We start from the raw sequence: 12,868 nt of genomic DNA on the forward strand, positions 1-12,868 counted from the left end.
CATAAAACCAACTTAAAACCTGCAATGTTGCGCAAATGTTAAACAAAAAGTGAATATTTAAACGAAAAAATTGGGTCACAAAAGCGACTTTTCGTTGCATTCTCAAGTCACAAAATTGTAGGATACTTACACAACCCCGTCGTTTTTGTGACTTTTATTACAACATCAACTGCGGGAATTGTCGGCGATACCCCGCTCCCACCTATATAAGTCACTAAATTGTGGCAATAAATAAAGGGATATCACCAAGGATTGTTTTTCTCGCAAAATTTTTCCTGCGAGATACGGAAAGGAATCAAGACTGGTCAACCTCGGCCAGTGGCGAATCATAAATATAAAGGACAAGACGCAAAGAGCGCACCTAAGGCAGTCGAGATCTGTCCGGGATTCTTGCGTCGACATTGAACTGGAAGGATGTATCTATGGTAGATAGAGAGCAAAATTCACAGGGTCTGTACACTCCGGAGCTGGAGCATGACGCTTGTGGTATCGGTTTTGTTGCTCACCTTAAAAACCGTAAATCTCATGAAGTAGTGACTCAAGCATTGGATATGCTGGCTCGCATGGAACACCGTGGTGGTCAAGGTTGTGACCCATGCAGCGGTGACGGTGCGGGTATCTTGCTACAAAAACCTCATGAATTCCTATTAGAAGAAGCCGTTAAGTTAGGCATTAAATTGCCTTCGTTTGAAAAGTATGGTGTTGGTGTTGTTCTTTTCCCAAAAGACGAATACAAACGCGAACAGTGCCGTGACATTCTAGAACGTAACGCACAGCGTCTAGATCTTGAAGTTATCGGCTACCGTGTATTGCCAACCGATAACTCGATGATCGGTGCAGACCCACTAAGCACAGAACCTCAGTTTGAGCATGTGTTTATCTCTGGTGGCCCTGGCATCACACCTGAAGAGCTAGAGCGCAAACTGTACGTACTTCGTAACTACACTGTACGTGTTTGCCTAGAAAGCGTTTCGAACATTGGTGACGACTTCTACATTAACTCCATGTCTTACAAGACATTGGTGTACAAAGGTCAGTTAACGACCGAGCAAGTACCTCAGTACTTCCTTGATCTGCAAAACCCGACCATGGTGACTGCACTAGCACTTGTACACTCTCGTTTCTCTACCAATACCTTCCCGAAATGGCGTCTTGCACAGCCTTTCCGTTACATTGCCCACAACGGTGAAATCAATACAGTTCGCGGTAACTTGAACTGGATGAAAGCCCGTGAAGCAATTCTAGAATCAGACCTGTTTACTCAGGCTGAAATCGACATGCTTCTTCCAATCTGTCAGGAAGGCAGCTCGGATTCATCTAACTTTGACATGGCACTTGAGCTCCTAGTTCTTTCTGGTCGTAGCCTGCCACATGCATTGATGATGATGATCCCGGAAGCATGGCAAGAAAACAAAAACATGGATCCTAAACGTCGCGCGTTCTACCAGTACCACGCGAACATCATGGAACCATGGGATGGTCCTGCTTCAGTATGTTTTACTGATGGCGTTCAAGTTGGTGCGACACTAGACCGTAACGGTCTGCGCCCTTCTCGCTACACAGTGACCAAAGATAACTTCCTAGTGATGGCATCTGAATCTGGTGTTGTGGATATTGAGCCAGAGAACGTAGAGTTCCGCGGTCGTCTACAACCAGGTCGTATCTTCGTTGCAGACCTAGAGCAAGGTCGCATCATCTCTGATGAAGAAGTGAAAGACACCATCGCAACAGCGCAGCCTTACGAGAAGTGGGTAGAAGAAAACCTACTGAGCTTGAAGAAGCTGCCAGATGCGAGCAACCAGTTCAGCCAACCTTCTCCAGAACGTTTGCTACACCGTCAGCAAGCTTTCGGTGTGAGCACTGAAGAAGTGAACGAAATCATCGTTCCAATGGCGAATGATGCAAAAGAGCCATTATCAGCAATGGGTGCCGACTGGCCTCTTGCGGTTCTATCTCATCAATCTCAGCATCTTTCAAACTACTTCAAGCAGCTGTTTGCACAAGTAACTAACCCACCGATCGACCCGATCCGTGAGCGTATGGTTATGTCGCTGAACACTTACTTGGGTAAAGACCAAAACCTTCTGACTGAAACACCACTTCACTGTCAGAAAGTAGAATTAGAATCGCCTGTTCTGGCGAACTCAGAGCTTGAAAAACTGCGTGCGATCGATAACGAGCACCTACAAGCGAAGACGCTGGATATCGTGTTCCAAGCCAATGAAGATCAAGGCAAGCTTGAGCGAGCACTAAAACGTATCTGCCAATACGCAGAAGACGCGGTTATCGATGGTTACTCAATCATCCTACTAACTGACCGTGCAGTGAACTCAAACCACGCAGCGATCCCAGCAATGCTGGCAGTTGGCGCAGTGCACCACCACTTGATCCGTAAAGGTCTACGCGCGAAGTGTGACATCGTAGTTGAAACCGGTGACGCGCGTGAAACGCACCACTTTGCAACACTACTTGGTTACGGTGCGAATGCGGTTAACCCTTACCTAGTGATTGAAACCATTATTGAACTTCAACGTACGAAGAAGTTGGATCCAGAAGCGAACCCTCGCGATCTGTTCAACAACTACCGTAAAGCGATCAATGGCGGTCTTCTGAAGATCTTCTCGAAGATGGGTATCTCAACGCTACAGTCGTACCACGGTGCACAAATCTTCGAAGCGTTGGGCATCCACAAGTCAGTGGTCGACAAATACTTCACAGGTACGGTTTCTCGTATCCAAGGTCTCACCCTTGATGATATCGCCAAAGAAGTACTTATTCGTCACCGCATCGGTTACCCACAACGCGAAATCCCAATTCAAATGCTGGATGTTGGTGGTGTTTACCAATGGAAACAGCGTGGTGAGAAGCACCTATTCAACCCAGAAACCATTTCTCTACTGCAAGAGTCTACGCGCAACAAGAACTACGATCAGTTCAAGCAGTACGCAACAGCAGTAGATAAGCAAGGCGACAACGCGGTAACCCTGCGTAGCCAACTTGAGTTCATTAAGAACCCTGCAGGTTCTATCTCTATCGACGAAGTCGAGCCAATTGAAAGCATCGTGAAACGCTTCGCGACGGGTGCTATGTCATTCGGTTCTATTTCTTACGAAGCACACTCCACACTGGCTGTTGCGATGAACCGTCTTGGCGCGAAATCGAACTCTGGTGAAGGTGGTGAAGACCCAATGCGTTTCGAGCGCAAAGAGAACGGCGATTGGGAACGCTCTGCAATCAAGCAGGTGGCTTCAGGTCGTTTCGGCGTAACCTCTTACTACCTAACTAACGCTGAAGAGCTACAAATCAAAATGGCTCAAGGTGCGAAGCCAGGTGAAGGTGGTCAGCTACCAGGCGATAAAGTAGATGACTGGATCGGTGCAACACGTCACTCGACTCCGGGCGTTGGCCTTATCTCGCCACCACCACACCACGATATCTATTCAATCGAAGATTTGGCTCAGCTTATCTACGACTTGAAGAACGCGAACCGCGCGGGCCGTGTAAACGTGAAGCTGGTATCGGAAGCAGGCGTAGGTACGATCGCTTCTGGTGTAGCGAAAGCGAAAGCGGACGTTGTACTAATCGCAGGTTTTGACGGCGGTACTGGTGCATCACCAATGTCTTCAATCCGTCATACCGGCCTTCCTTGGGAACTTGGTTTGGCAGAAACGCACCAAACGCTACTGAAGAACGGTCTACGTAACCGTATCGTGGTTCAAGCAGATGGTCAGATGAAGACACCTCGTGACCTTGCAGTGGCAACACTACTTGGTGCAGAAGAATGGGGCGTGGCAACCGCAGCATTGGTGGTTGAAGGTTGTATCATGATGCGTAAGTGTCATAAGAATACCTGTCCTGTTGGTATCGCAACTCAGAACAAGACGCTTCGCGAGCGCTTTGATGGCCGCGTAGAAGACGTCGTAACCTTCTTCCAATACATGGCACAAGGTCTACGTGAAATCATGGCTGAACTTGGTTTCCGTACTATCGATGAGATGGTCGGTCAAGGTCAGAAACTGAAGATTCGCCAAGACGTTTCTCACTGGAAATACAAGAACCTAGACCTATCTCCTGTTCTACACGTTGAACAGCCACGCGAAGCGGACGGCGTATTCAACCAAGCTCAGCAGAACCACAACCTAGAAGAAGTGCTAGACCGCAAGCTGATTCAAGCGGCTATTCCTGCACTCGAGAAAGGCGAAGCGGTGAATGCCGAGTTCCCTATCGTCAACACGGACCGCTCTGCAGGTACCATGTTGTCGAACGAAATCTCGAAAGTGTACAAAGATGCGGGTCTACCTCAACCAATGAACGTGAAGTTCAAAGGTTCTGCGGGTCAGTCATTCGGCGCATTCCTCGCTAAGGGCGTGAAGTTCGAAGTAGAAGGCGACGCGAACGACTACTGGGGTAAAGGCTTATCTGGCGGTACCTTAGTACTTTATCCAGACGCAAAATCAAGCATTGTCGCGGAAGACAACATCGTGGTGGGTAACGTGTGTTTCTACGGTGCCACTTCGGGTGAGTCTTTCATTCGCGGTATGGCTGGTGAACGTTTCTGTGTTCGTAACTCAGGTGCGAAAGTAGTAGTAGAAGGCGTCGGTGACCACGGTTGTGAATACATGACGGGCGGTGCAGCAATTATCCTTGGTTCAACAGGTCGTAACTTTGCCGCAGGTATGAGTGGCGGCGTGGCGTACGTATGGGATAAATCAGGCGACTTTGAGTCAAAACTGAACCCAGAGCTAGTAGACCTAGATCCAATCGAGCAAGAAGACAGAGATCTATTACTCGACATGCTAACTAAGCATGTTCAATTCACAGGAAGTGAAGTCGCTCAGTCTTTCCTAGACAACTTTGAAGCAAGCCTAGCCTCTATGGTTAAGGTAATGCCGCGTGACTACAAAGCGGTTCTTCAAAAGCGTAAAGCTGAAGCACAGTCTCAAGGAAACGAAACTCAAGTGGAGGCCGTATAATGGGTAAGCCTACTGGATTTTTAGAGCATGGTCGTGAACTACCACAGAAGATCGACCCAGCTGAACGCATCAAGAACAACAAAGAGTTCGTTCTGAACGAGGAGTTTGGTGACAAGATCAATACTCAGGCTTCTCGTTGTATGGATTGTGGTGTGCCGTTTTGTCATAACGGCTGCCCTATCGGTAACATCATCCCAGAGTTTAACGATGCGGTTTATCGTGATAGCTGGGAAGAAGCATGGAACATTCTAAGCTCAACCAATAACTTCCCAGAGTTCACTGGTCGTGTTTGCCCTGCTCCATGTGAAAGTGCTTGCGTACTTGGCATCAACCAAGACCCAATCACTATCTGTAATATCGAGAAAACCATCGTAGAAACGGCGTATCGTGAAGGGTACGCCAAACCAAAAACACCACGTTCTCGCACTGGCAAAACCGTTGCGATCATCGGTTCGGGCCCTGCTGGCCTTGCGGCTGCTGAGCAGCTAAACAGCGCCGGCCATACTGTGACGGTATTCGAGCGAGACGAGAAAGTGGGCGGTCTGCTGCGTTTTGGTATCCCAGATTTCAAACTGGGTATGGACGTGATTGATCGTAAGATCAACCTGATGGCAGAAGCGGGTATTGAATTCAAAGTTAACCAACATGTTGGTGTTGATGTGAATGCTCAGCAGCTGCGTCAAGAATTCGATGTGGTTCTGCTGACTGGTGGTTCAACTGTTCCTCGTGATTTACCAGTTCCGGGTCGTGAACTAAAAGGCGTTCACTTCGCGATGGAATTCCTAGGTCAAAACAACCGCCGTGCCAACGACATGGATCTTAAGGGTGAAGAACTTCACGCCGCGGATAAACACGTTGTCGTTATCGGTGGTGGTGATACGGGTTCTGACTGTGTAGGTACATCAAACCGCCACGGTGCAGCAAGCATCACTCAGGTTGAAATCATGCCAATTCCACCAGAGAAGCGCCCTGCTAATATGCCATGGCCACAGTACCCGATGATCCTGCGTACTTCGACGTCTCATGAAGAAGGTGTTGATCGTCACTGGAATATCCTAACCAAAGAGTTCATCGGCAATGACAAAGGTGAAGTTACAGGCCTTCGTTTAGCTGATATTGTTTGGCAAGATGCGAAACCAGGCGAGCGTCCAAGCTTCAAAGAAGTAGAAGGCAGCGAGCGTGTTGTTCCATGTGATATGGCATTTCTAGCGATGGGCTTCCTACACCCTGAACCAACAGGCGTACTTGCTCAACTGGATATCGCGCTAGATGATCGCGGTAACGTAGCAACTCAAGATTTTGCTACTAACCAAGAAGGCGTATTTGCTGCTGGTGATATGCGAACAGGCCAATCTTTGGTGGTTCGTTGTATCAATGAAGGCCGCGAATGTGCCCGTGCTATCGATGATTACCTAATGGGTGGCACGAACCTAGAAGCAAAAGCAGATTCACTGATGCTTTCTGCTTAAAGGGAGTGCGCTCACTTCCTCTTTTCGAGGCATAAACCCAGCCATCAGTACTATCGATGGCTGGTTGTCAGGAAAGAAAACAGTTCCTTCCAATCTTTTTATTTTGACCAGCATTTTGTGCTGGTCTTTTTTATTCCCGCCAGAATCAAATGTTACTTTTTTGTAACAATCACTTTTCTATCTCACTGTTTTTCTTGAACTATTTCAGCCAATTAAATGGTAAATCGCATATTCACGCGATGATTCACTAATAACTTGACCTTTTTTACAATAAGCTATAGCTTGTGAAGTTGGTGAAAATAAAACACACAATTTTTGTTAAGATATTTGACGAATTTTATTGAATAGATATACATAAAACTTAGAAAGTGACGCATAGTTAGTCATCATTATCAACTTGAGCAGTGTTGATATATCTGTCGAGATGACAGATAAGCAAAGGGAGAATTGCAATGGCTCTTTATGATCCAAGTCTTGAGAAAGACAACTGTGGATTTGGCTTAATCGCGCACATGGAAGGCGAGCAAAGTCACAAGCTGGTACGTACAGCAATTTCTGCACTTGATCGAATGACCCACCGTGGTGGTATCGCCGCCGATGGTAAAACCGGTGATGGTTGTGGTCTTCTTCTACAAAAGCCCGATTCCTATTTACGCCTTATCGCTGAAGAAAATGGCTTCAACCTTGGCAAGCAATACGCCGTAGGGATGATTTTCTTCAACCAAGACCCGGTGAAAGCTCAACTCGCCAAAGACATCATCAACAAAGAGCTCGCACAAGAGACTTTGACGGTAGCAGGGTGGCGTGAAGTACCAACCAATTCAGAAGTACTCGGCCCAATCGCCGCCGATTCACTTCCAGACATTCAACAAGTCTTTATCTCTGCTCCGGCAGGTTGGCGCGAGCGTGACATTGAGCGTCGTCTCTACATCGCACGCCGTCGCATCGAGAAACAAATCACCGAAGATCCTGATTTCTACATCTGTAGCTTATCGACACAAGTTTTGGTGTACAAAGGCTTGTGCATGCCTGCGGACTTACCGCGCTTCTATCTTGATCTTGCTGATCTACGCATGGAATCTGCTATCTGCCTTTTCCACCAGCGTTTTTCTACCAACACTCAACCGCGTTGGCCATTAGCTCAACCGTTCCGTTACCTTGCTCATAATGGTGAGATCAACACCATTGAAGGTAACCGCCAATGGGCACGAGCGCGAGCTTACAAGTTCTCGTCACCACTGCTGCCAGACCTACAAACCGCAGCACCGTTTGTGAACGAGACAGGTTCAGATTCTTCCAGCTTAGATAATATGTTGGATCTATTCCTTTCTGGCGGTATGGATATCTTCCGTGCCATGCGCATGCTTGTGCCACCAGCATGGCAAAACCACCCAGACATGGACCCGGATCTGCGAGCGTTTTACGACTTCAACTCCAAGCACATGGAGCCATGGGATGGTCCGGCAGGTATCGTACTGTCCGACGGCCGTTACGCTGCCTGTAACCTAGACCGTAATGGTCTACGCCCTGCACGTTATGTGATTACTAAAGACAAATGTATCACCCTGGCATCAGAGGTAGGGATTTGGGATTACGCTCCCGATGAAGTTGCTGAGAAAGGCCGTGTTGGTCCGGGTGAACTGCTGGTTGTCGATACTCGTAAAGGGAAGCTTTGGCAGTCTAGCGAGATAGATAACGATCTGAAATCTCGCCACCCTTACCGCGAATGGATGGAAAACAACGTTCGCAAACTCACTCCTTTTGCTCAGCTACCTGAAGATCAAGTGGGTGAGCGCAGCTTTGACGAAGACTTACTCAAGACTTATCAAAAGCAATTTGCCATGAGCAATGAAGAAGTCGATCAAGTACTGCGTGTCCTTGGTGATATGGGTCAAGAAGCCGTCGGCTCTATGGGTGATGACACCCCAATGGCCGTTCTCTCGTCGAAAGAGCGCTTGGTAACGGATTACTTCCGCCAGAAGTTCGCTCAGGTAACCAACCCGCCAATCGATCCATTGCGTGAAAAACACGTTATGTCACTGGCGACCAGTATTGGTCAGGAGATGAACGTCTTCTGTGAAACCGATGGCCACGCCTATCGAGTGACCTTCGATTCGCCAGTATTACTTTACTCAGACATGCAGCAATTGCTTGAACTTGGTGACGATCACTACCGTAATACCATTCTCGATATCAACTACGATCCACAACAGAAAGATCTCAAACAAGCCATTGATGATCTGTGTGAACAAGCAGAACAGGTCGTACGTGAAGGCACGGTTCTAGTCGTGCTTTCAGATCGCGCTTTAGTCAAAGGTAAACTGCCAATTCCTGCAGCAATGGCAGTCGGTGCGGTTCAAACTCGCTTGATCGATGCCAACTTACGTTGTGATGCCAACATTGTTGTTGAGACCGCAACAGCTCGTGACCCACACCAATTTGCTGTCTTGCTTGGCTTTGGTGCTACTGCGGTTTATCCATACCTTGCTTATGAAGCACTAGGTAAGCTGATTGATGATAAAGCGCTAGAAAAAGACTATCGCGATGTGATGCAAAACTACCAATACGGTATCAACAAGGGTCTGTACAAGATCATGTCGAAAATGGGGATTTCTACCATCGCCTCTTACCGTTGCTCGCAACTGTTTGAAGCGGTTGGCTTGAGCCAAGAAGTGGTTGATTTGTGCTTTAAAGGTGTCACAACTCGTATTGAAGGCGCTAACTTCGACGACTTCCAACAAGATTTGTACAACCTTTCTCGTAAAGCTTGGGCGAAACGTAAAGCCATCGAACATGGTGGTTTATTGAAATATGTCCACGGTGGTGAATATCACGCCTACAATCCAGACGTGGTTGGCACACTGCAAACTGCGGTTAAATCAGGCGAAAGTAACGATTATCAGAGCTTTGCTAAGCAGGTGAACCAACGCCCTGTTGCCATGCTGCGTGACTTAATGTCGCTGAAAAAATCAGACTCACCGCTACCTTTGGAGCAGATTGAGCCTAGCACTGAGCTCTTCAAACGCTTTGACTCGGCGGCTATGTCCATTGGTGCACTTAGCCCAGAAGCGCACGAAGCACTTGCAACAGCGATGAACCGTCTCGGTGGTTACTCCAACTCGGGTGAAGGGGGTGAAGATCCACGTCGCTTCGGTACAGAGCGTAACTCGCGTATCAAGCAGATTGCTTCAGGTCGATTTGGTGTTACGCCTCACTACCTAACCAATGCAGACGTGCTGCAGATCAAGGTCGCACAGGGTGCGAAGCCGGGCGAAGGTGGTCAGTTACCGGGACACAAAGTCACCGCAGAAATCGCAAAACTGCGTTATTCGGTACAGGGTGTGACTCTGATCTCCCCTCCTCCGCACCACGATATTTATTCGATTGAAGACTTAGCCCAGCTGATCTTCGACTTAAAACAAGTCAATCCAAATGCATTGGTTTCGGTGAAGTTAGTTTCTGAACCAGGCGTCGGCACCATCGCAACAGGTGTCGCGAAAGCTTACGCGGATCTCATTACCATTTCGGGTTACGACGGTGGTACCGCAGCAAGCCCTTTAACTTCAGTGAAATACGCAGGTAGCCCTTGGGAATTGGGACTGGCAGAAACCCAACAAGCACTGGTTGCTAATGGTCTGCGCCACAAGATCCGTCTGCAAGTAGATGGTGGTCTAAAAACGGGTCTAGACGTGGTGAAAGCGGCGATTCTCGGTGCAGAAAGCTTCGGTTTTGGTACTGCGCCAATGGTGGCAATGGGTTGTAAGTTCCTACGTATTTGTCACCTCAACAACTGTGCGACTGGCGTTGCAACTCAAGATGAGACACTACGTAAAGAGTACTTCAAAGGTCTACCGGAAATGGTGATGAACTATTTCATTGGTCTGGCGGACGAAGTGCGCGGATTACTCTCTGAACTTGGTGTTGAAAAACTAACTGACTTGATTGGTCGCACGGATTTATTGGAAACCGTTGAAGGTCTGACAGCAAAACAAACCAAGCTAGATCTGTCGAATATCCTTGAGGCACCAGTCTCTCCAGAAGGACACCCTCTTTACTGGACACAGCCAAACACACCATTTGATAAAGCAGAGCTAAACAACAAGATCATTGAAGACGCACTGCAAGCGGTTGAAAAACGTCAATCTACTAGCTTCTTCTACAACGTGATCAACACCGACCGTTCTGTTGGTGCTCGCCTATCTGGTGAAATCGCTCAGCGTTACGGCAACCAAGGCATGGCGGCAACGCCAATCAAACTGCATTTGGATGGCACTGCTGGTCAGTCATTTGGCGTTTGGAACGCGGGTGGCGTAGAGCTTTACCTCACTGGTGATGCCAACGACTACGTAGGTAAAGGCATGGCTGGCGGTAAGGTGGTTATCAAACCTCACCTTGGCACTGCATTTAAATGTAATGAAGCGACTATCATTGGTAACACCTGTTTGTACGGCGCGACCGGCGGAAAACTGTTTGCGGCAGGTAAAGCAGGTGAGCGTTTCGGCGTACGTAACTCAGGTACGATTGCCGTTATTGAAGGCGCTGGCGATAACGCTTGTGAGTACATGACCGGTGGTATTGTTGCCATTCTTGGCGCAACAGGCGTGAACTTTGGCGCAGGCATGACTGGCGGTTTTGCTTACGTATTGGATGAGAACCAAGACTTCCAAGGTCGCGTGAACAACGAATCGGTTGAAGCGATTTCTCTGTCGGATCTTTATATCCACCAAGAGCACTTACGTGGATTGATTGCTGAGCATCTTGAAGAAACCGGTTCTAGCCACGCAGAAGATATCTTGGCGAACTTTGATGAATGGATTCCAAAGTTCTACTTGGTGAAACCACAAGCGGCAGACTTACGCACGCTACTTGGTCACCAGAGTCGCAGTGCCGCAGAACTGCGCGTTCAAGCCCAGTAATCATGGAGGATGTTTGAATCATGAGTCAGAACGTTTATCAATTTATCGATGTTCAACGCGTAGACCCTGCGAAGAAGCCTATCAAAGTTCGTAAGATCGAATTCGTTGAAATCTATGAACCGTTTACCAAGCAACAAGCGACTGCGCAGGCGGATCGCTGCTTGGATTGTGGTAACCCATATTGTGAATGGAAGTGCCCAGTCCACAACTACATCCCACAATGGCTAAAGCTTGCCAATGAAGGTCGTATCCTCGAAGCCGTAGAGCTATCGCACCAAACTAACAGTTTGCCTGAAGTTTGCGGTCGAGTGTGTCCGCAAGATCGTCTATGTGAGGGCTCTTGTACTCTCAATGAAGACTTTGGCGCCGTCACTATAGGTAACGTTGAAAAATACATTACCGACAAAGCCTTCGAAATGGGCTGGAAGCCTGACATGTCCAAGGTGGAATGGACCGATAAAAAGGTGGCCATCATTGGAGCTGGTCCAGCAGGCTTGGCGGCTGCCGATATCCTAGTGCGCAATGGCGTGAAACCTGTCGTATTTGACCGCTATCCTGAAATTGGAGGCCTTCTGACCTTCGGTATCCCTTCATTCAAGCTTGAAAAAGGCGTGATGGAAAACCGCCGCCGCGTCTTCACCGAGATGGGTGTGGAATTCCGCATGAATGTCGAAGTAGGTAAAGATGTGCAGATGCAAGAGCTACTTGATGAGTACGATGCCGTCTTTTTAGGTGTTGGTACTTACAAGTACATGCGTGCAGGACTAGAAAATGAAGGTGCGCCGGGCGTTTACGATGCTCTGCCATTCCTGATTTCAAATACTTACAAGGTCATGGGCTTGGAGCACGACAAACCTTTTATCGACATGGCAAAACAACGCGTAGTGGTACTCGGTGGTGGTGATACCGCAATGGACTGTGTTCGTACCTCTATCCGCCAAGGCGCATCAAACGTTGTATGTGCTTACCGTCGTGATGAAGCCAATATGCCTGGCTCTCGACGCGAGGTGAAAAACGCTAAGGAAGAAGGCGTGAAGTTCATGTTCAACCTTCAGCCTTTAGGAATTGAAGTGGATGCGTCAGGCAAAGTATCAGGGGTCAAAGTGGTGAAAACTGCCCTTGGTGAGCCTGATGAAGCGGGTCGTCGCCGTCCAGAACCAGTAGAAGGCAGCGAGCACGTTCTACCAGCAGACGTCGTTATCATGGCGTTTGGCTTCCAACCACACAAAATGGACTGGCTAGCTCCGTTTGATGTCGAGTTGGATCAATGGGGTCGTATCAAAGCTCCTGCGAAACAAGAGTTCCAATTCCAGACCAGCAACAAAAAGATCTTCGCTGGTGGCGATGCGGTACGAGGCTCAGATCTGGTCGTGACCGCGATTGATGAAGGTCGAAAAGCCGCAGAAGGTATTCTCGATTACCTTGAAGTTTAATCACTGTTAACGTCTCAAAAAGGATCCTACTATTGGATCCTTTTTTCTTTTATTACATATAATTAAATTCCTAAGAT

At 48.0% G+C, this 12,868-nt stretch carries 4 protein-coding genes; all 4 read left to right on the forward strand.

Annotation, left to right across the window (positions count from 1 at the left end; all coding sequences use genetic code 11):
• Positions 1-422 precede the first annotated feature (422 nt).
• The 4 genes from gltB (ATB78_RS02745) (at position 423) to ATB78_RS02760 (ending at position 12,791) form a co-directional block, all read left to right on the forward strand.
• Complete coding sequence (gene gltB, locus ATB78_RS02745) at positions 423-4,973, forward strand: glutamate synthase large subunit (protein WP_005425388.1); 4,551 nt, start codon at positions 423-425, stop codon at positions 4,971-4,973.
• The gene (locus ATB78_RS02750) at positions 4,973-6,442 is read left to right on the forward strand and encodes a glutamate synthase subunit beta (RefSeq protein WP_061007754.1); all 1,470 of its coding nucleotides are present in this window, start codon (positions 4,973-4,975) and stop codon (positions 6,440-6,442) included. Before gltB (ATB78_RS02745) ends, ATB78_RS02750 begins: the two co-directional genes overlap by 1 nt.
• A gap of 452 nt (positions 6,443-6,894) precedes the next feature.
• Positions 6,895-11,358, forward strand: coding sequence for a glutamate synthase large subunit (gene gltB / locus ATB78_RS02755; protein ID WP_061007755.1), 4,464 nt, complete (start codon positions 6,895-6,897; stop codon positions 11,356-11,358).
• Positions 11,359-11,378: 20 nt separating this feature from the next.
• Positions 11,379-12,791, forward strand: coding sequence for an FAD-dependent oxidoreductase (locus tag ATB78_RS02760; RefSeq protein WP_061007756.1), 1,413 nt, complete (start codon positions 11,379-11,381; stop codon positions 12,789-12,791).
• The last annotated feature ends 77 nt before the right edge of the window (positions 12,792-12,868 follow it).

This window comes from Vibrio sp. CUB2 (genome assembly GCF_001557945.1).
GTDB lineage: Bacteria > Pseudomonadota > Gammaproteobacteria > Enterobacterales > Vibrionaceae > Vibrio > Vibrio owensii.

What these genes read in the sequence shown, in the direction of transcription:
- gltB (WP_005425388.1), top strand. Translation starts at nt 423, where the DNA reads ATGGTAGATAGAGAGCAAAATTCACAGGGTCTGTACACTCCGGAGCTG.
- ATB78_RS02750 (WP_061007754.1), top strand. Translation starts at nt 4,973, where the DNA reads ATGGGTAAGCCTACTGGATTTTTAGAGCATGGTCGTGAACTACCACAG.
- gltB (WP_061007755.1), top strand. Translation starts at nt 6,895, where the DNA reads ATGGCTCTTTATGATCCAAGTCTTGAGAAAGACAACTGTGGATTTGGC.
- ATB78_RS02760 (WP_061007756.1), top strand. Translation starts at nt 11,379, where the DNA reads ATGAGTCAGAACGTTTATCAATTTATCGATGTTCAACGCGTAGACCCT.